General features: G+C 69.4%; 20 protein-coding genes. 6 read left to right on the top strand and 14 right to left on the bottom strand.

Going from position 1 to position 19,705, the window contains the following annotated elements; translation table 11 throughout:
• The first annotated feature begins 4 nt into the window (after positions 1–4).
• The 3 genes from ACSQ14_RS22490 (at position 5) to ACSQ14_RS22480 (ending at position 3,567) form a co-directional block, all read left to right on the top strand.
• Positions 5–1,147, top strand: a complete 1,143-nt coding sequence (locus ACSQ14_RS22490; protein ID WP_436016705.1) for a 2-methylaconitate cis-trans isomerase PrpF family protein — start codon at positions 5–7, stop codon at positions 1,145–1,147.
• Between the two features lie 76 nt (positions 1,148–1,223).
• Positions 1,224–2,717: an FAD-dependent tricarballylate dehydrogenase TcuA gene (gene tcuA, locus ACSQ14_RS22485; RefSeq protein WP_436016703.1), complete on the top strand. Its 1,494-nt coding sequence runs from the start codon at positions 1,224–1,226 to the stop codon at positions 2,715–2,717.
• A 94-nt stretch (positions 2,718–2,811) separates the two neighbouring features.
• A complete protein-coding gene (locus ACSQ14_RS22480) occupies positions 2,812–3,567 on the top strand; it encodes a GntR family transcriptional regulator (RefSeq protein ID WP_436016701.1) in 756 nt (251 codons plus the stop codon).
• Here ACSQ14_RS22480 and ACSQ14_RS22475 read toward each other — a convergent pair.
• Together ACSQ14_RS22475 and ACSQ14_RS22470 are read right to left on the bottom strand one after the other, a co-directional pair.
• Positions 3,564–5,189, bottom strand: coding sequence for a Na+/H+ antiporter (locus ACSQ14_RS22475; protein ID WP_436016699.1), 1,626 nt, complete (start codon positions 5,187–5,189; stop codon positions 3,564–3,566). The two genes, ACSQ14_RS22480 and ACSQ14_RS22475, sit on opposite strands and share 4 nt — an antisense overlap.
• An 85-nt stretch (positions 5,190–5,274) precedes the next feature.
• Positions 5,275–5,841 (bottom strand): TetR/AcrR family transcriptional regulator, encoded by a 567-nt coding sequence (locus ACSQ14_RS22470; RefSeq protein WP_436016697.1) that lies wholly within the window; start codon positions 5,839–5,841, stop codon positions 5,275–5,277.
• Positions 5,842–6,056: 215 nt separating this feature from the next.
• Between ACSQ14_RS22470 and ACSQ14_RS22465 the strand changes: the two genes are divergently transcribed.
• Genes ACSQ14_RS22465 through ACSQ14_RS22455 form a run of 3 tightly spaced genes read left to right on the top strand, consistent with a single transcriptional unit; the run spans position 6,057 to position 8,826 of the window.
• Positions 6,057–7,625: a cytochrome P450 gene (locus ACSQ14_RS22465; protein WP_436016695.1), complete on the top strand. Its 1,569-nt coding sequence runs from the start codon at positions 6,057–6,059 to the stop codon at positions 7,623–7,625.
• A gap of 15 nt (positions 7,626–7,640) precedes the next feature.
• Complete coding sequence (locus ACSQ14_RS22460) at positions 7,641–7,961, top strand: 2Fe-2S iron-sulfur cluster-binding protein (protein WP_436016693.1); 321 nt, start codon at positions 7,641–7,643, stop codon at positions 7,959–7,961.
• Between the two features lie 49 nt (positions 7,962–8,010).
• A complete protein-coding gene (locus ACSQ14_RS22455; protein ID WP_436016691.1) occupies positions 8,011–8,826 on the top strand; it encodes a sugar phosphate isomerase/epimerase family protein in 816 nt (271 codons plus the stop codon).
• Between the two features lie 15 nt (positions 8,827–8,841).
• Here the strand turns inward: ACSQ14_RS22455 and ACSQ14_RS22450 are convergent, their stop codons facing one another.
• The 12 genes from ACSQ14_RS22450 to prpB form a co-directional block, all read right to left on the bottom strand.
• Positions 8,842–9,726, bottom strand: coding sequence for a transporter (locus ACSQ14_RS22450; RefSeq protein ID WP_436016689.1), 885 nt, complete (start codon positions 9,724–9,726; stop codon positions 8,842–8,844).
• A 62-nt stretch (positions 9,727–9,788) separates the two neighbouring features.
• Positions 9,789–11,228: a dihydrolipoyl dehydrogenase family protein gene (locus tag ACSQ14_RS22445; protein WP_436016687.1), complete on the bottom strand. Its 1,440-nt coding sequence runs from the start codon at positions 11,226–11,228 to the stop codon at positions 9,789–9,791.
• A complete protein-coding gene (locus tag ACSQ14_RS22440; RefSeq protein ID WP_436016685.1) occupies positions 11,225–12,565 on the bottom strand; it encodes a Dyp-type peroxidase in 1,341 nt (446 codons plus the stop codon). Before ACSQ14_RS22440 ends, ACSQ14_RS22445 begins: the two co-directional genes overlap by 4 nt.
• A gap of 12 nt (positions 12,566–12,577) precedes the next feature.
• Positions 12,578–13,588 carry a hypothetical protein gene (locus tag ACSQ14_RS22435; protein ID WP_436016683.1) on the bottom strand — a complete coding sequence of 337 codons (1,011 nt, stop codon included), beginning with the start codon at positions 13,586–13,588 and terminating at the stop codon, positions 12,578–12,580.
• Positions 13,589–13,652: 64 nt separating this feature from the next.
• Complete coding sequence (locus ACSQ14_RS22430; protein ID WP_436016681.1) at positions 13,653–14,180, bottom strand: hypothetical protein; 528 nt, start codon at positions 14,178–14,180, stop codon at positions 13,653–13,655.
• 117 nt (positions 14,181–14,297) lie between these two features.
• On the bottom strand, positions 14,298–14,684 hold the full coding sequence (locus tag ACSQ14_RS22425) for a VOC family protein (RefSeq protein WP_436016679.1): 387 nt from the start codon (positions 14,682–14,684) through the stop codon (positions 14,298–14,300).
• Between the two features lie 12 nt (positions 14,685–14,696).
• Positions 14,697–15,017 (bottom strand): putative quinol monooxygenase, encoded by a 321-nt coding sequence (locus ACSQ14_RS22420; protein WP_436016677.1) that lies wholly within the window; start codon positions 15,015–15,017, stop codon positions 14,697–14,699.
• Positions 15,018–15,049: 32 nt separating this feature from the next.
• Positions 15,050–15,976 (bottom strand): NAD-dependent epimerase/dehydratase family protein, encoded by a 927-nt coding sequence (locus ACSQ14_RS22415; protein WP_436016675.1) that lies wholly within the window; start codon positions 15,974–15,976, stop codon positions 15,050–15,052.
• A gap of 51 nt (positions 15,977–16,027) precedes the next feature.
• A complete protein-coding gene (locus tag ACSQ14_RS22410) occupies positions 16,028–16,483 on the bottom strand; it encodes a nuclear transport factor 2 family protein (protein WP_436016673.1) in 456 nt (151 codons plus the stop codon).
• A 21-nt stretch (positions 16,484–16,504) separates the two neighbouring features.
• Positions 16,505–17,884, bottom strand: coding sequence for an HWE histidine kinase domain-containing protein (locus ACSQ14_RS22405; RefSeq protein ID WP_436016671.1), 1,380 nt, complete (start codon positions 17,882–17,884; stop codon positions 16,505–16,507).
• A 137-nt stretch (positions 17,885–18,021) separates the two neighbouring features.
• A complete protein-coding gene (locus tag ACSQ14_RS22400; protein WP_436016669.1) occupies positions 18,022–18,624 on the bottom strand; it encodes a carboxymuconolactone decarboxylase family protein in 603 nt (200 codons plus the stop codon).
• Positions 18,625–18,766: 142 nt separating this feature from the next.
• Complete coding sequence (gene prpB / locus ACSQ14_RS22395; RefSeq protein ID WP_436016667.1) at positions 18,767–19,687, bottom strand: methylisocitrate lyase; 921 nt, start codon at positions 19,685–19,687, stop codon at positions 18,767–18,769.
• Positions 19,688–19,705: the final 18 nt, after the last annotated feature.

Here is a 19,705-nt window from a genome sequence, read left to right as displayed (position 1 = left end):
GACGATGCGCCACCTTCGCCTGCCTGCGGTGTTCATGCGCGGCGGCACCTCCAAGGCCGTGATGTTCCGCCAGGCCGACCTGCCGGCCGACCGCGCCGATTGGGCCTCGATCCTGCTGGCGGCGATGGGCTCGCCGGATCCGAGCGGCCGGCAGCTCGACGGCATGGGCGGCGGCGTCTCCTCAGTCTCCAAGGTCTGCGTGGTCGGACCGCCGAGCCGGCCGGACGCCGACGTCGACTACACCTTCGCCCAGGTCGCGGTGCGCGAGGCGCAGGTCGACTACGGCGGCAACTGCGGGAACATGTCCTCGGCGATCGGCCCGTTCGCGGTCGAAGAAGGCCTGGTCCCCCGCCCCGCCGACGGCGAGGCGGTGGTCCGCATCCACAACACCAACACCGGCAAGATCATCGTCGCGCGCTTCCCGGTCGTGGACGGCGCGCTGGCCGCCGACGGCGACTTGCAGATCGACGGCGTCGCCGGCGAGGCCGCGCCGATCCGGCTGGAGTTCCTCGATCCCGGCGGCGCCAAGACCGGCCGGCTGCTGCCGACCGGCGAGGCCGTCGACACGCTGGAGGTCGCGGGCTTCGGGCCGATCGCCGCCTCCTGCATCGACGCGGCCAACCCCTGCGTCTTCGTCGCCGCCGAGGATCTCGGCAAGACCGGCGTCGAGTTGCCGGACGAGTTGGAGAAGGACCCGGCCTTCCTCGCGCGGATGGAGGCGATCCGCCGCGCAGCCTCGGTGCGGATGGGGATCACCCCCGACCTCGAGGCCGCGGCCAAGGTCTCCAGCGTGCCGATCGTGGCGATGGTCAGCGCGCCGCAACCCGCCCACACCCTGTCGAGCCGGACCCTGGCCGCCGACGAGACCGACATCATCGTCCGCATGCTGTCGATGCGTCAGCCGCACCGGGCGACGCCGATCACCGGCGCCATCTGTCTGGCGATCGCCGCGCGCGTCCCGGGCTCGCTCCCGGCCCGCCTGCGCCGCGCCGCCGACGGCCCGACCCGCATCGGCCACCCTTCCGGCGTCACCCTTGTCGACGCCGCGGTCGAGGCCGACGGGGCCGAACTGCGGGCCCGGCACGGCGCCGTCTACCGCACCGCGCGCCGGCTGTTCGAAGGCTGCGTCGTCTACCGCGGCACCTGAGCTTTATCGTCAACTGTTGACAGTTTGCGCCGCCGCGCGTACGGCTCGCGGGCGCGATAGGGAAGGAAAAGTGCAAATGGCCGAGACCGAAGCTTGGGACGTCGTGATTGTGGGCGCCGGCAATGCGGCGACGTGCGCGGCGCTGTCGGCCAGCGAGCAGGGCGCGCGGGTGCTGATGCTCGAGAAAGCCCCCTACGACGAGCGCGGCGGCAACTCGCTGTTCACCGCCGGCGGCTTCCGCTTCGTCCATGACGGCCTCGACGACCTGCGCACCGACATCCTCGACGACCTGACCCAGGGCGAGGTCGAGCAGATCGGCAACCTGCCGCCGCACTCCAAGCAAAAGTACGTCGACGACGTCATGCGCGTCACCGAGAACAACGCGGACGAGGAGCTCGTCGAGATCCTCGCCGGCCAGTCGCGCGACACCATGCGCTGGATGCGCAAGCACAAGATTCGCTTCATCCCGATGTTCGGCCGCCAGTCGTTCAAGATCGACGGCAAGCACCACTTCTACGGCGGGGTGAACATCGAGGCGATCGGCGGCGGCTGGGGTCTGGTCGACCAGCTGATGCAGGCGGCCGAGCGCGCGAAGATCGAGATCCGCTACGAGACCGCCCTGGTCAGCCTGATCCAGGACCAGAAGGGCAAGGTCGTCGGCGTGCGCGCCAAGGGGCCGGACGGCTTCGAGGACATTCCGGCCAAGGCCGTGGTGCTGGCCTGCGGCGGCTTCCAGGCCAACCCGGAGATGCGCGTGCGCTACCTCGGCCCCGGCTGGGAGCTCTGCAAGGTGCGCGGCACCCGCTACAACACCGGCGACGGCATCAACGCGGCGCTGGCCATCGGCGCCCAGCCGTTCGGCGGCTGGTCGAGCTGCCACGCGGTGCAGTGGGACATCTCCGCCCCGCCGTTCGGCGACCGGGTGGTGCTCGACAACTACCAGAAGCACTCCTACCCGATCGGCATCGTCGTCAACATGAACGGTGAGCGCTTCCTCGACGAAGGCGCCGACATGCGGAACTACACCTACGCCAAGTACGGCAAAGAGGTGCTGAAGCAGCCGATGCGCGCGGCGGTGCAGATCTTCGACGCCAAGACCATCGACAACGTGCGCGACGAGTACCGCATCAAACAGGTCACCAAGGCGACCGCCAACACCCTCGAGGAGTTGGCCGAGCAGCTGGAGATCGACGTCGAGGGCCTGAAGAAGACCGTCGCCGAGTTCAACGCCGCCTGCCAGCCGGGGGAGTACAACCCCTCGATCCTCGACGGCGTCACGACCAAGGGCATCAACCCGCCGAAGTCGAACTGGGCTCTGCCGATCGACACCGCGCCCTACTCTGGCTTCGTCGTCACCTGCGGCATCACCTTCACGTTCGGCGGCCTGAAGATCAACAATCAGGGCAATGTGCTGGATCTGGTCGACAAGCCGATCCCGGGCCTGTTCGCCGCCGGCGAGCTGGTCGGCGGGCTGTTCTACCAGAACTACCCGGGCGGCACGGGCCTGATGAACGGTGCGGTGTTCGGCCGCCTGTCGGGCAAGAGCGCCGGGCAGTACGCCAACGCCTGACGCCCCTGCTGGTCAGAGCGCTGGGCGTCATTCTACATAGGCCCTGGCGCTGCGTCGGGGCCTCCGGCGCAGCAATGGGGAAGAACAGGGCGCGATGAGCGGTTTGCTGGACAAGAAGGTGCAGGCGCAGTCGCTCGTCGACGTCGTCGCCGAGCGCATCGAGGCGGCGATCATCAGCGGCGCCCTGGAGCCCGGCAGCCGGCTCAGCGAGCAGGCGCTGGCCGCCTCGCTGGGCGTTAGCCGCGGCCCCCTGCGCGAAGCCATCCGCCGGCTCGAGGGCCGCAAGCTGCTGCAGCGCACGCCGAACATCGGCGTGCGCGTCGCCGCCCTGTCGCTGAAGGACCTGAACGAGCTGCTGCAGGTGCGCGAGGCGCTCGAGGGCATGGCCGCGGGCCTGGCGGCGAAGAACATGACCGACGCCGAGATCGCCGCGCTGCAGGGCCTGCTGGAGAAGCACGGCCAGCAGAAGAGCGTGCAGGAAGGCAAGGGCTACTACCAGGAGTCCAAGGACTTCGACTTCCACTTCCGCATCGTCACCGGCAGCCGCAACGAGCGGCTGGGCGAGATGCTGATGGGCGACCTCTACCACCTGCTCAGGATCTATCGGTACAAGTCGAGCACCAAGCCCGGCCGCGCCCAGCAGGCGCTGCAGGAGCACGAGGAGATCGTCGCCGCGATCGCCCGGCGCGACTCGACCGCCGCCGAAGCGAAGATGCGCGAGCACCTACGCAACGCCCGCCTGTACGTCGAAGAGCAGCTGGCCGCCCCGCCCGCGACCCCGGCGCCGGCCGCCGCCAAGACCGCGCCGGCCGGTCGCGTTCGCTCGTTGAGCGGCGCGCCCAAGCGCTAACCTGCGAAGCGGGCTTCCAGCAGGTCGATCTCCCGCACCAGCTTGCGGGCGTGCTCCTCCGGCAGCTCGCGCGACCGCGCGCGACGGAAGATCTCGGCGCGCTCGGCCTTCAGCCCGGCGAGCCGCAGCTGCCGCTCGATCTGATCGAACTTGCGGCTCTGCTCAGTGGCCTCCGGCGACTGCTGGCGGGCGAGGATCCGGCTGCGATAGGATTCCATGAGCCGCGCCGAGGCCTCGGCGTAGAGGTCGGCGTCGGCGCGGCCCTCGGCCAGCCGATGCTGGGTCGCCTCGATCGCCAGGATCGCCGCCTCGGCGGCGGCGATCCTGGCCGCATCCAGCTCACGCAGTAGCGACGGTTCCGGCGGCAGATCGAGCCCCTGCAGCATCCGCGGCAGCCCGACGCTGGCCACCAGCAGCGAGACGACAATGACCCCGGCGGCGAGGAAGATCGCCAGGTCGCGGGCCGGGAAGGCCGAGCCGTCCGCCAGGGTCAGCGGCAGGGTGAGCACCCCGGCCAGGGTGATCGCGCCGCGCACCCCGGCCAGCGACATCGCCGCCACCAGCCGCAGGCTGACCCGCGGCCGGACTTCGCCGCGCCGGATGGCGTGGAAGATGGTGAAGCGCAGCGAGGTCCAGACCCAGACGAACCGCATCGCGCCGAGCGCCAGGCTGATCGCCAGCACATAGATCGCCAACCACCACCATTCCTGGTGGCCGGACGTGCGCACTGTCTCGTTCGCCCGCATCAGCAGGCCCGGCATCTGTTCGCCGAGCAGCACGAAGATCACGCCGTTGGCGACGAACTGCACGGTGTCCCAGACGCCCGCCCGGCGCACCCGGGTGACGGCCAGGGTCCGCTGCTCGTTGAAGCTCATGGCGACGCCCGCGGCGACCGCGGCCAGGATGCCGGAGCAGTGCAGGTGCTCGGCCAGGGCGTAGGCGCCGAACGGGATCAGCAGACTGACGACGATCTGAGAACTGGTGTCCTCGCCGAACCGCCCCGTCACCCAGCGCTGGGCGCGGGCGATGCCCAGGGTGACGGCGACGCCGATCGCCACGCCGCCGATCGCCAGCCATAGGAAGGTCAGCATCGCCTCCTGCAGCGAGAAGGCGCCGGTCAGCATGGCGGCGACGGCGAAGCGCATGCAAACCAGCCCCGAGGCGTCGTTGAGTAGCGACTCGCCTTCGAGGATGTGCATCAGCCGCTTGGGGATCGGGGCGCGCGAGGCGATCGCCGAGACCGCGATCGGGTCGGTCGGCGAGACGACCGCCGCCAGGGCGAAGGCCACCGGCAGCGGCATCGCCGGGATCATCCAATGGATCAAAAAGCCCAGGCCGACGACCGTCAGCACCACCAGGCCGATCGCCAGCTCCAGCACCGTGGCGCGGTCGCGTAAGAGATCGTCCTTGGGGATCCGCCAGCCGTCGAGGAACAGCAGCGGCGGCAGGAACAGCAGGAAGAACAGCTCGGGCTGAAGCTCGACCGTGGGGATCGCCGAGATGGCGATGACCGCGCCGAGCGCGACCTGCACCAAGGGCAGCGGCAGCCGCGTGCCGCGCGCGGCCACGCCGCTCACCACGATCGCGACCAGCAGCGAGAGGACCGTTGTGACGGTGTCCATGGGCCCCTTGATGACCGCTCGTGGCGCGCAAGCCAACACCCCTGCCCGGCTTTTCTGCGGGCTAAGGGCGAGCCGGCGGCTCAGGTCACCTGGGCGTCGGGGTGCTGGCCAGGCTGGGGACCACCACCAGCCGGTCGAGGATCTCGGCCATCTCCGCCACCGAGGGCGGTTCGGCCTGGTTGAGCCACCAGGCCAGGATGTCCACGGTCGCCGAGACGGAGAAGACCACCGCGAGGTCGCCGGGCATCCAGGAGTGATGATGCAGGTTCTTCGCGGCCAGCCCCTGCGCCTGGCGGACGAACTCCTGCTTCAGCGTCGCCGAAGCCCCGCCGGTCAGAAGCGCCGCCCACAGCTTGCGGTGCTCCCACAGGTAGGCGCACAGCGCCTGGGTCGAGGCCCGGCTGTCGACGGTGAACAGGATCGGCAGCGTCATCGCCAGCAGCTGGCCGATCTCGCGCGCGGCGACGTCGTGGAGCAGGGTCTCCTTGTCGGGATAGCGGCGGAAGAAGGTGGCGTAGCCGACGCTCGCCCGGGCGGTGATGTCGCGCACCGTCACCTGCTCGAACGGCTTCTCCTCCAGCAGCGCCAGCAGCGCGCCGCGCAGCGCCGCCTGGGTCCGAGAGGGCTTCGGCTCTTGGCTGACGGCGTTCACGGTCGTCTCATTCCCATCGTTCGAAATTCGTACGGGAATTCGCCCGACCCGTAAACACTACGATACAGACTGGATCATTCTTACGGTCGGCATCGGGCAGCCTTCCCGGTTGACCCGCACAAGAATGATCCATAGTGTCTCACTGAGCAGCTGCACAGGCCGCGCCCGCCAGGGCAGCGTAATCCGCCGGCGGCCACCCAGGGAGGATGATGGGGATGAATGCGATCGTTGACGGCCCGGTGCATTGGGATCCCTACAATCCCAACTACTTCGCCAATCCGCATCCCGTGTTCCGGCGCCTGCGCGAAGAGGCGCCGATCTATTACAATGCGGAATACGACTTCTACGCGGTGAGCCGCTACGAGGACGTCCAGCGCGCCCTGGGCGACGCCGACACCTTCAGCTCCGGCCGCGGCGACATCCTTGAGTTCATCAAGGCGAATATGCCGATCCCGCCCGGCGCCTTCATCATGACCGACCCGCCGACGCACACCGGCTTCCGCAGCGCGCTGACCAAGGTGTTCACGCCGAAGAAGATGGCGGCGCTGGAGCCGCAGATCCGCGCCTTCTGCGCCGCCTCGCTCGATCCCCTGGTCGAGGGCGGCGAGTTCAACTTCATCGACGACCTCGGCATGGACATGCCGATGCGGGTCATCGGCATGCTGCTCGGGATCCCGGAGCAGGACCTCAAGACGGTGCAGCACAACGCCAACGCCCGGCTCGAGACCGAGGCCGGCAAGCCGATCGACTACAGCGCCCAAAGCGGGGCCATCGGCGAAGGCTTCGAGGACTACATCGACTGGCGGATGAAGAACCCGTCGGACGACCTGATGACCGAGCTGCTGAACGTCGAGTTCAAGGACGAGCACGGCACGATCCGCAAGTTCACCCGCGAGGAGGTGCTCTCGATCTGCGCCATCTTCGCCGGCGCCGGCAACGAGACCACCAACCGGCTGATCGGCTGGACCGGCAAGGTGCTGGCCGAGCACCCGGACCAGCGCCGCCAGATCTACGAGAACCGTGCGCTGATCCCGCAGACCATCGAGGAGATCCTGCGCTACGAGCCGCCGGGTCCGTCGGTCGCCCGCTACGTCGCCAAGGACACCGAGTTCCATGGCGTGAAGGTCCCCGCCGGCAGCGCGCTGTGCATCCTGGTGGCCGCCGCCAATCGCGACGAGCGCAAGTTCCCGAACGCCAACGCGTTCGACATCAACCGCGAACGCCTGCCGCACATGACCTTCGGCTACGGCTTCCACGCCTGCATCGGCAACGCGCTGGCCCGCGTCGAGGGCCGGATCGCGCTCGACGAGATCCTCAACCGCTTCCCGGAATGGGACGTCGACCTCGACAACGCCCACCTGTCGTCCACCTCGACGGTGCGCGGCTGGGAGACCCTGCCGGCCTTCACGCCCAAGGCCAAGGCCCGCCGCGCGGCCGCGCCGGCTCCCGCACCCAAGGCCGCGGCTGCGCCGGCCGGCTTCGAGGCCCTGCCGGGCGCTGAGGTCTGGAAGATGACCCTGAAGACGCCGATGGGCCCGCAGGAGCTGACCACCCAGATCGTTCGCAACGGTGCGACCTTCACCGGCCGCATCGACAGCCCGATGGGCTCGGAGGCGATCACCAACGGCACGATCGACGGCGACACCCTGGCCTGGAGCATGGCGGTGAAGAAGCCGATCCCGGCCAAGATCCCGTTCGAGGTGAAGATCACCGGCGACCGGATGGAAGGGACCGCCAAGCTGCCGATGATCGGCAAGTCGGACGTGTCCGGCGAGCGGATCTAGTCGCGGAAACCGGTGATGCCGAAGATTACCTACATCGCGTTCGACGGCGTGGAGCACGCCGTCGACGTCCCCGTCGGCTGGAGCGTGATGGAGGGGGCGAAGAAGAACAACGTCCCCGGCATCGACGCCGACTGCGGCGGCGGCTGCTCGTGCGCCACCTGTCACGTCTTCGTCGAACCCGACTGGCGGGCGCGCACCGGCGAGCGCAACCCGATCGAGGACGCCACCCTGGAGTTCGCCGAGAACGTTGTGCCGAACAGCCGGCTGGCTTGCCAGATCAAGGTGACGGATAACCTTGACGGCCTGGTCGTCCGGATGCCGGAGAGCCAGCGCTAGACGCCGCGCCCGCAGGGTGCGCGGCGACGCGGACCCAAGGGGGAGCGAGATGACGCCGCTCGGCATCGAACGTCTGTGCGTCTTCGGAATGCCGCCAGTCGAGTTCGTCGGCCTCGCCGCCGAGCTCGACTGCCGGTTCATCGGCGTCGCGCTGACGCCGATGCGCTACTACAACCCGCACAACTATCCGGACTGGTCGTTGCGCGACGACGCCAGCCTGCGCCGTGAGATGCGCGCGGCCATGCAGGACCGCGACGTCAGCATCTCGCTCTGCGAGGGCTTCGGCGTCGGCCGTGACATCGACGTCGGCGCCTACGCCGCCGACCTTGACCTGGTCCGCGAACTGGGCGGCGGCCGGGTCAACGTCGTCAGCATGGACAAGGACTTCGCTCGCAGCGCCGACGGCTTCGCCGCCTTCGCCGAGCTGGCCGCCGCGCGCGGGATCGAGGTCGTCACCGAGATCGGCCCCGGCCCGATCCGCAATCTGGCCGCGGCGCAGGCCCTGGTCGATCACGTCGGCCGCGAGAATTTCCGGCTGCTGATCGACACCATGCACCTCTTCCGCCTGGGCGGCGCGGTCGCCGAGGTCGCCGCGCTCGACCCCAAGCTGATCGGCTATGTGCAGCTCTGCGACGCGCCGCTGCAGCCCGCCTTTCCGACCTATATGGAGGAGGCGCTGCACGAGCGGCTGCCGCCCGGCGACGGCGAGCTGCCGCTGGGCGACTTCCTCAAGCTCGTGCCGCACGACGTCGTCGTCAGCGTCGAGGTTCCGCGCCGCTCGCTGGCCGAAGCCGACCTCAACCCCCACGACCAGGTCGCGCCGGTGGTCGCCGCGGCGCGCCGGATGCTGGCGGACGCGCGGTAGCCTGCTGGGCGGGCCTCAGCGAAACGGCACCACCACCGCGGTGCGGAAGAACCAGCCGTCGGGACCGTCGTCGTTGCGTTCGATGACGTGCTCATAGGTCAGGATCACCGTCGCCTTCGGCGCGAGCCGGTAGGCGGCGGTCAGTCCCGCCGACCAGCCTTCGGTGGCGTTGTCGTCCGCCCGGCCGTCGGTGGTGGTCTCGCCGCCCTGGCGATAGAGCATGTCGGCTGACAACCACACCGCGCGGCCGAAGTTGCGGGTGAGATGGCTTTCCACGGCGAACTGCGGCGCCTTGGCGACCCGGGTTGCGCCATAGGGACTTCTGTTGCCGTCGTAGAAGGTGATGGTCGGCAGCACCTCCAGCGCGGTCAGCGTCGGGTCGAGATAGGACTGCCCGAACAGGAAGGTCGTCGGCAGGCCGAGCTGGTACGAATAGCGGTTGGCGCCGAAGTTCACCGGCTTGGCGGCGCTATAGGCGCCGGTCGGAAAGAACACCCGCCCCATCAGGCCGGTGCTGACCCCGGGCCGGAAGGCGGCGTAGGCCTCCGGCGACAGGGCCGGCGAGCCGAACAGCCCGAGCACGACGCCGAGCTGCGCGTCGCCGAGCCCCGAGCTGCGGTTCTCGATCACCGCGCCCGGTTGCTGGACGGTGCTGTGGACGCTCCCCACCGGCAGGATCACGAACGGGTTCAGCTGACGTCCGCCGAGGCTGACGGTCTGGGCGTAGCGGAAGACCAGGATGTTGGTGTCGATCTGCGATCCGAGGATGACGTCGCCGCTCTCCGGCGTCTCGTTGCCGCGCTTGACGACCGCGAAGGTGGTGAAGGTCTTCGCCCCCTCCGGCGCCAGCTGATAGACCCGCGGCCCGTCATCCTGCGCCTGCGCCGCGGTGGCGATCATGACGACCGCCAGCAGGATCGCGCAGAAAAGCGTCAGAGCAGCCGGGGGCGATCCGCCCCCGCTCACGAGTGCTCGCCGGCCCACAGCTGCGGCGCCGCGGCGCCCTGGTTCAGGCGGTGCGCCGCCGTCGCCGCCGCGCGCCCGAGCACGCCGCCATAGGTCGGGAACGACAGCGGCATGCGGGCCAGGTCGTCGACCCGCAGTCCGCCGGCGATGGCCACCGCCGCGATCTGCGCCACGTCGACGGCGCGGTCGCCGACCAGATGGCAGCCCAGGATACGCCGGGTGGGGCGATCGACGATCAGCTTGCAGAAGCCGACGGTGCGGCCGTCGATGACCGCCCGGGTGCTGGCGCCGACCTCGACCCGCACCACTTCCGCATCGTACTGCTCGCGCGCCCGGGCTTCGCCGAGGCCGACCTGGGCGTACTCCGGATCGGTGAAGCTGCCGACCGGGCAGATGTCCGGCGCCATGGTCTCGACGGGCCCGCGGACGGCGTTGGTCGCGGCGACGAAGCCGGCCTGCAGCGCGGGGCCGACCAGCATCAGGCCGCCGGTGACGTCGCCGGCAGCGAACACCTGCGGCGCGCTCGTGCGTTGGTGCGCGTCGACGCGCACGAAGCCGCGGCCGTCGACCTCGACCCCCGCCGCGGCCAGATCAAGCGCCGCGGTGTCGGCCGACCAGCCGACGCACGAGACGACCAGCGCGGCCTCGGCGGCGCCCCGCACGCCGTCCTTGGCGTAGAGCATGCGCACGCCGTCAGCGGTCTTCTCGAACGCCTCGATCGCGCCGAAGCCCTCGTGCACCTCGATCCCGGAGGCGCGGAACGCCGCGGCGACGGCGGCCGAGACCTCCGGCTCCTCGGTCGGCAAGATCCGCTCGCCGGCCTGGAACAGCTGCACCTTCGTGCCGAAGGCGTTGAACACCGAGGCGACCTGGGCGCCGGTGGCGCCGGCGCCCACCACCAGCATCGAGGCGGGCACGGCGGTCAGCGACCAGGCGTCGCTGTGGGTGGCGGTCAGCTCGAAGCCGGGGATCGGCAGCCGGCGGCTGACCCCGCCGGTGGCGAGGATGATCCGCGCGGCCTGGTAACGGTCGCCCGCCGCCGTGACGACCGCGTCGGGGCCGACGAAGCGGACCGCCCCGGCGCGCTCGTGAACCACGACGCCGGCCGCATCGATCTGCGGCCGCAGGGTCGAGGCGGCGGCGACCTCGCCGACCACCTCGCGAACCCGGACGAGCAGGCGCGGATAGTCCAGCGCCGCTTCGCTGACCGCCACGCCGTAGCGCCCGAGCTGCCGGGCCTCGCGCAGCAGCCGCGCGGCGTGCGCCAGGGTGCGGACCGGCACCGGCCCGTCGTTCGCCGCCATGCCGCCGAAGGCGCCGCTGGTGATCAGCGTCGTCCGCGCGCCCAGCTGGGCCGCGCGCAAGGCGGCCATCACCCCGGCCGGCCCGGCGCCGACGACCAGCACGGCGGCCGCATCGCCAGCAGGTGCGCTCATGGCTCGCCCTCCAGCTCTGAGAGCCAGCGCAGGGCGCGCAGCCCCGGCATGAAGCAGTACTCGCCGCCGCGCGTGACCACGAACCGCGACAGGCCGTGGAGACGCCGCGGGATCGGTCGGCGCGGTATGGTGTAGGAGCCGTCGCCCGTCGCCGGCCCGGCCACCGGATCCTTGGCGTCGCCCAGGCCGAGGAATTCGCCGCCGTTGATCCACTCCAACTGGACGAACTCGAACTGCCGCTTCAGGTGCGCGCCGACGAAGGCGAACATCAGCCCGCGATCGGCGCCGTCGTCGTCCAGCACCCCGTCGGGCAGCAGCGGGCCGTAGGCCGTGCCGCGGCGGATCATCCGATGCAGCCGCACGACGCCGGCGACCGCGGCGTCGCGGGGGTTGGCGCGCCGGCAATGCGAGCCGGGCGGGGTCTTGTAGCCGATCGCGTCGTCGGCCTTGTAGAGGTAGGCGTTGTTGCGCGCGTCGTCCGCGCCGAGCGCCGGATCGTCGTGCAGCGGACAGAGCGCGAGCGGCGCGCCGCTGCGCCAGCGGCCCATCATCTTCGCCGCCAGCAGTTCCTCGTCCTCGGCGCCCGCGGCGTTGCTGCGCAGGTAGCGGCGGAACTCGGCGACCTTCTGGTGCAGCTTGCGGAACACCACATAGGTCCCGTTGCGTCCGAGGATGTCCGGCTGCGGTGCCGGCGAGATCCCGCCCATCTCGTCGACGTAGCCGAGCACCAGTTCGCCGGCCTTCAGCGGCGGATCGGCGGGGTTGCTGCCGGGGATGCCGCTGCCCTCGATGGCGGGATGGCTGATGCCGTCGCGGAAGCCGAACGGCTCCTTGTGGTCGGGCGGGGCGCGGCAGTCCTGCCGCCAGATCGGCGCCACCCCGGGGAGGTCGGCGAAGGCCTGGCGCCCGCGCGCGAAGGCGGCTTCGAGCCGCGCCTCGTCCGGTGCCACGCCGACCAGCACGACGTGCACGTCCGAGGTGCCGAACGGCGGCTCCCAGTGCGCCGGGGCGCTCTCGCCGGTGTCGTCCAGGGCCTCCGCGCGGGCCGCCATGCCCTGCCGGAACTCCCAGACGAAGCTGTCGAGCGAGGCCTGCGGCACGCCCAGCGCCTTGAGGCCGGCGTAGCTCAGGGCGACGCTGACGAAGGTGTCGCGGCCGGGCCGTTCGGGTGCGGCCGACGAGGTGACGACCGTGCTCAGCCGGCGAAGCAGCTCGCGGCCGGCCCGGGCGTCGTCGATCCGCAGCACCACATAGGTCGCGGCATATGGCGAAGGGCGCGGCCGCAGGACGCCGCTCTGGATGTCCTCAAGCTCGAGCGGCCGTGGGTCCAGGGTCATGACCTTCGCGCCTCAGGTGGCTGTGGCCAGGTTCTTCCAGAACCGTTCGAGGCTCTGGTCGCCGCCGAACAGGGTGCTGAAGATGGTGGAGTCGGCCACCAGCACGTCGCCGGCCCGGTCGCCGCGCGGCGGGGCCCAGACCAGGGCGTTGAACTCCGTGGCGCCGGCCTCGGTGAACGGATGCGGCCGCGTCAGGTCGATCGGCTGCATCGCCAGCACCTGCGCCGTCCCGTCGTCGCGGGTGACCGCGTAGTGCGGCAGGTGCATGTGGAAGTTGAAGTTCTCGACCCCCGTCAGCCAGCCCTTGGTGTCGAGGTCGCGCATCACGCTGAGCGGGGCGATCTTCTGCGTCCCCGGCAGGGTGGCCGGCCGCAGGCCGTAGCGATTCTCGACCGGCAGGCCGAGGCCCTCCAGCAGCGAGCGGCCGTAAAGGCCGAAGCGTTGCTGGCGCGGCACCAGCGGGTCGCCGTGGTGGGCGTATTCGATCGCCCGCTGGTCGAAGCTCGCGGTCCCGCCGACGTCGTGGTGCGGGCCGATCACCAGACAGGTCCCTTCCCGCCGCAAGAAGGCGCGGACCGCCTCGATCTCCGCCGCCGAGGCCTGCTGGCCGGTGACGTCGTGGTCGAGGCTGAACACCAGCAGGGTGTCGACGTCGGCCAGCACCCGCTCGTCCAGCGGCAGGCTGAAGCCCGCCTGGTCGACCCGCTGGAACATCGGCGCCGGATGGCCGGTCACCTCCTGCACCAGGGTCTGGAACTGCACCCAGGCCCAGAAGAACAGCTCCAGCGATCCGGAAATCCCCTGCTGGAAGTGCAGCGGGTCGGCGAACCGCGGGACCTCGTAGGCCGGCCACAGCGCCCGGCGCACCTCGGTCAGGGTGGAGAACCGGTTGTCCATCTCGGCGACGTTGCGGTTGGCCTCGCCGGGGTAGGACCAGGCGATGTAGACGCTGAGCCGCCGCTTCCCCTTGGCGTAGGGGCGCGGGGCGTGGGTCTGATTGTAGGTTCGGGCGAGTTCGCTCACGTCGTCCTCCCGGCTCGCGCCCGCCTGGACCGAAGCTTCGCAACGGCCTTAGGAGGTGAAGGCCCTACTGCATCTGCTCCAGCATCGCGGAGAAGGCGTCCTTCATGGCGAGCGCCTTCTTGATCTCGTCGCTGGAGACGAACGGGTATTCCCCGTATTCGATGAAGCTCGGGCATTGATGAGCCCGCACGAACTTGATGAAGGCCTCCGGATTGGTCTTCCAGTCCTCGGGGAAGCCTTCCAGGTTCTCGAACACCGTATCGACGCCCGCCGACTTGAAGAGTTCGATGGCGTCTTCGGTGTACTTGTCGAAATCGGTGTCGAAGATCCCCTGATACATGAAGCGGGTGTCGTCATCGAACAGCACCCAGCGCAGATAGTGCAGCTTGAGCGGCGCCAGCAGGTAGGGGTTCGACTCCAGGGCGGTCGCCAGCTTCAGGCCGTAGCCGCGGATGGTCTCCGCCGTCCCGGGCTTGACCTTGGCGATCAGGGTGAAGCCGTAGCAGGCCGGCGTCTTCGGCCAGATCGGCCCGTACCGGCCGACCTGCCAACTGGGATCATCCTTCAGGATCACTGCAGCTGCGGGTTTCATGCTGACCACCTCGGCGCCTGTCGACAGACCCCGCGAGGTCTGCACGCGCCGATGGTTCCCCCGCGCCCCTCAGTCGATCCATCGGGTGAAACCCGAGGACCGGCTCGCCAATTGGCGTCAGCGGCCTGAACGGCCGGCGCCGCGGAAGTTCAGCTCCACCTTCACCCCGTCGGGGTCGCGGACGATGATCTGGTGCAACTCCATCTCCGGCAGCGGGTTTTCGCGGAAGGTTACGCCGGCGCGCACCAGCCGCGCGCGGGTCTCGGCGAGGCCGGTCGCCTCCAGCGCAAAGTGGTCGACCAGGCCGCAGGTCTCGGGCGGCTGCTCCGGCGCGCGCGCCATCACGTGCACGTAAGGGTGTCCGCCGAGGAACAGCCAGGCGCCCCTGTAGCCAAGAGCCTCTTTGCGCTCGACCTCGAAGCCGAGCGCCTCGGCGTAGAAGGCGCAGGTCTTCGCCAGATCGCTGGAGTTCAGCGTGATGTGATCGATCCTGTGCAGCGGCATGCGCTCCTCCCTTCAGTCGCGGATCGGCGGCGCCGCCGGCGCGACGCCCGGGCTGACGTACTGGCGGACGTGGGGCGCTCCGTTCATCAGCGGACTGGTCTTGGCGATCGACGGCCGGATGTAGTCGGTGCGCCAGTGCGCCTTGAACGCCTCTTCGTCGGCGTAGGCCTCGATCACCAGATAGGTGCTCGGATCGTCGACGCTGCGGGAGAACTCGTAGAAGACCGCGCCCGGCTCGTGGGCGCGGACATTCGCCGCCATCTCCGCCATGGCCGCCTCGAACGCGTCTTCGCAGCCCGGCTTCACCGGGCAATGGGCGACGAAGGTGATCATGCAGCCTCCCTTTGAGTCTGGCGCGCCCCGAGCTAGTCCGAGGGCTCGCCGATCACGTGGTGCTGGCTGACCCGGATGCCCTGCCCGGCCTCGACCAGGCGCCGGACGCCCTCGCGCACCGAGACCTTATTCGGTCCCAGCAGCCGGACCATCTTGGTTGTATCGGCCCAGATCGGCCACGCCTTGCTGTTCTCAACGAAGATCGGCGGATTGCCGAGCAGCTCGCCGGCCATCTCGCAGTATTCCTGGGTGGTGACGGCTTCGGTGCCGCCGACATTGATGATCTCGGCCGGCGCCTTGGCGATGCTGGCGGCGGCGAGCGTCTTCTCGACGTAGTCGTCTTCGTAGAGCGGCGTGTGGAGGTTGCGCACGCCGGGATAGACGCTGACCGGCAGCCCGCGGGCCACCTGGTCGATCCGCTGGGTGACGCCACCGCCGCGCGGCCCATAGAAGGAGAAGATCCGCACCAGCACCGTCGGCATGTTGTACTCGACGCTGAGGTGCTTCAGCAGGAACTCCGCGGCGATCTTGCTGGCCGCATAGTTCTCGGCCGAACTGTGCAGGCCGTACGGATCATCCTCGGTCAGCGGCCGCTCGCCTTGGTACGCGTACAGCGAGCCCGTACTGCCATGGACGAAGGCTTCGCAGTCGCGGTAGCGCGACGCCAGCCGCCCGGCGGCGCCGGCGTTGACCTCGTAGGCGTCCTTGTGGCTCGGCGGCAGCACCCCGTAGTTGATCACCACGTCCACCGCCTTCGGCAGCGCCGACAGGTCGGGATCGGCCATGTCGAAGGCGATAGTTCGCACCCCGGCCGCGTCGAGCAGACGCTTCTGCTCCGGGTCGGAGAACCGCGCCACCGCATAGACCTCGTTGGACTTGGCGGCCTCGACCGCGACCGAAAACGCGACCAGTCCGCTGGCCCCGGTGATCAGCACGCGACGCCCTGAGAGTTTCGTCATGGCTCCTCCCGTTGGTCCCTGGTTTTGGTGTGCGGCCCGCCTGGGCCCGGGTCACTTCGAACGCTTCGCGAGGTCGGCTCCGGCCGAGGTGTTGACCTTCAGCCGCGTCAGCCGGCGCCAGACATAGACCCAACGGCCGTCGCGCTTTTCGTAGACCTCTTCGTAGAAGCCCCAGCCCCGCAACCAATGCGGCTCGCTGTCCTGGCTCCAGAACAGATTGTCTTCCATCGCCCAGATCCCCCGGGCGCGGGTCGGCGACTCGAAGGTGATGTCCGGCGTGTGGCACTGATGGACGCTGGTCACGCCCTCGAGGCTGGCGCGGACGTTCGCAATCATCTCCGCCGCCGAGAGCCAGGGCTCGAAGCCCTCGACATGCGACTGGTGATCCGGCGCATGCAGCGCCTCCAGCGTCGCCCAGTCCTTCTGGTCCACGGCGCGGTCGCGCCGCGACTTCAGTTGCTTGATGTCCTCGATCGCCACCAGTCGTTCGAGATCAGCCATCGCCATGATCTGCTCACCCTCCCTCGCTTAACAATCAGCCAATGGCGCACGCATCCTGCAGACCAACCCATCTGGCGCATAGATCAGCTCCGCCGCTTGCCCGAGTTCCCCAGCCAGCCCCCGCCGCAGGAGCCTCGAGCCGAAGCCCTCTTGATCGGGCGCCGTCACCGCTGGTCCCTTGCTCTCGCGCCATTCCAAGGCGACGGTCCTGCCGGTCGTTGTCCAGCTCAACTTGACCAGCCCCGTGGGCGTTGACAGGGCCCCGTGCTTGAGCGCGTTGGCCGCCAACTCACGCAGCGCCATGGACAACGCAATGGCGACGTTGGGCGCAACCCGCACCCCCGGGCCCTCGATCGTCATTTGTCCGGCTTCGGCGAGCGGCTTAACGGACGCATTGGCGATGTCGGCGAGGTCCGCGCCATCCCAGTTCTCGCGGCTCAGCACATCGTGCGCCGCCGAGAGCGCCTGCAGCCGTTCCGTCAGCAGGTGCTCCATCTCCTTCGTCCCGCCACCCGTACGCAAGGTCTGACGGATCATCGATTGCACTGTCGCGAGAGTGTTCTTCACGCGATGGTTCAGTTCGTCGATGAGAAGCTTCTGTCGCCGCTCGGCTTCACGCCTGTCGGTCACGTCGGTGGCCATGCCGACATAGCCGCGGAACGCTCCGGATTTGTCGAAACGCGGCCGTCCGTAGAGCTCTAATATTCGCAAGGTTCCGTCCGCGTGCCGGAACCGCCCCTCGTAATTGAAGGCGCTGTGGCTCGCCCACGCCTCCGCCCTCGCCTTGAGCAGGGACGGTCTGTCATTCGGGTCGATGGCCCTCAGCCAGCCGTCGGCGAGCAGCGCCTCGCGCGATCGTCCCAGGGACTCGGCCATAGCCGGGTTGATGAACTCCAACTCGCCGTCGGGCCGGGTCAACCAGGCCGCCGCCGGGGTGCCATCGGCCAGTTCGCGGTGCCTGGCCTCACTCTCGGCTAGCTGCATCTCGGCGGCGCGGGTCTCGGTAATGTCGCGCCACACCGCGCCTACCCCGCCGTCCAGGGGAAAAACCTGGAGGTGGAGCAGCCGTTCCTTGCCGTGCTGCGGGTAGGAAACTTCGGCCTGCGCAGCAGCCTGGGTCTCCGCCACCCGCCGGACCAACGCGCCCAACGGGCTGTCCATCCCAGCGGCGAATACGTCGCAGAGCTTCTGTCCCGGCAGGTCCTCGCGCCTACGGTTTAGGATACCCGCGATGACATTGTTGCAGTCGGTGATCCGCCAATCGGCATCGAGACTGAGGAAGCCGTCGGTTAGGCCCTCGACAATCTGACGCGCACGATCGCCCCCCAATCGTCCCATTGAATCGCCACCATGGTGTCGTCCTTTGATCGCCAACGCGTCGCGAAATCTCCCGTTGCGTTTTTCCAATGGCGACCGGATCCAGGTGGCCCGCGAAAAGACGGCCTCGCACCCGCAAGGCGATCGATCAACGATGCTCAGCGTCACTTGTACCGAGCTAGGCGCTAAGGGAGTCCACCTTTCGCGCCTGACCGCCCCCCTCCAGTTCAGGCGTGGATGACCATCCGGTCGCCGTGGGTCGCGCCCCACGGGACGATCTTCGCCGTGGTGTCCTGGAAGCTTTCCGGCAGTTCCTCGAGGATCCGGTAGGTCGCGGCCATCCGGCCGAAGCCGACGCAGTAGGCGACGTACATGCAGAGCTCGACGATCTGCTGCTCGGAGTAGTGTTTGCGCAAGGTCTCGATGACCTCGTCGGTGATCGCCAGGTGGTTGGTGGCCGACAGCTCGGCGTAGCGGATCGCGGCCTTCTCGGCGTCGGTCAGGTCGGGCGCCTCCATCGGCTTCTCCAGCGAGCAGACCAGGTCCTCGGTCAGCCCGTCGGCCACCGCCGACTCGTAGCGCACGGCCATGCAGCTGCGGCACTGGTTGTGGAAGGCGATCCGCAGGCGGACCAGCTCCAGCAGCCGGCGGCGCAGGGTGAAGCCCTCGGACATCTTCCCGGTGAAGGTCAGGAAGGCCTTCGCCAGCTCCGGCGCGTTGGCGTAGACGCCGAGCATGGTCTGTTGGATCGGCGGCAGCTGGTCGGCCTGCGCGAGTTCGCGCAGCTCCTGGTCCCACTGGTCCACGGGAAGCGATACGATGCGCGTCATAACAACCTCTTCTCTCAGCTTGCCGTCGCGCCGATCTTAGGTTTCTGCGCCAAGACAGTCTACGTGGACGCGGGCCGAAGTTTCCACCAACACGGCAGCGCTTGTTGTTCAGATCAGCGACAGCAGACGATTCCGGTTGCCTCTAGCCCTCCGGCGCCGCCTTGGCCGGAACGATCGAGCGGACGATCGAGGCGTCGAGCGCCTCGTAGTCGTGGTAGCCGATGGTCGCGTAGAGCTCGGCGCGGGTCTGCATCCGTGGGACAAGGTTCTGCGCCCCGCCCTCGTCGCGGATCGCGGCGTAGAGCTCCTCGTGCGCCTTGGCCGCGACGCGCAGCGCGCTGACCGGCCAGATCACCATCTTGTAGCCCATGGCCTCGAACTCGGCGGCGGTCATGAACGGGGTCTTGCCGAACTCGGTCATGTTGGCGAGCAGCGGCACCTTCACCTCCTCGCGGAACCGCCGGAAGGCCTCGGGCCCGCCGAGCGCCTCGGGGAAGATCGCGTCGGCGCCGGCCTCGACGTAGAGCTTGGCCCGGGCGATCGCGCCCTCCAGGCCTTCGCTCTCGGCTGCGTCGGTGCGGGCGACGATCATCAAATGGCTGCGGGCCCGGGCGGCGGCGGCGACCTTGGCGGCCATGTCCTGCGCCGAGGCCAGCTTCTTGTCGTTCAGGTGGCCGCACTTCTTCGGCAGCAACTGGTCCTCGATCTGCACCATCGCCGCGCCGGCCTCCTCGAAGGCGCGCACCATGTGCATGACGTTCAGCGCCTCGCCGAAGCCGGTGTCGCCGTCGACCAGGATCGGCAGCTGGGTCGCCCGGGCGATCTGGCGGATGTGGAAGCAGACCTCGTCGATCGTCAGGATGCCGAGGTCGGGCAGCCCCATCGACGCCGACATCGCCGCGCCCGACAGGTAGAGCGCCGCGAACCCGGCGGCCTTGGCCTGCAGCCCCGACAGGCCGTTGTAGGCGCCCGGCATCTGCACAATGCCGGGACCTTCGAGCAACCGGCGCAGGCGCAGGCCGGCGGGCTCGGTGGCGAGATTCTGAGCGACCAGGTAGGTCATCGCGGCTCCGGGATTGAG

Origin of the sequence: Phenylobacterium sp. LjRoot219, assembly GCF_964252995.1 — a bacterium.
In the GTDB taxonomy this organism is placed as follows: Bacteria; Pseudomonadota; Alphaproteobacteria; order Caulobacterales; family Caulobacteraceae; genus Phenylobacterium.
This window is presented reverse-complemented; position numbering and strand designations above follow the sequence as displayed.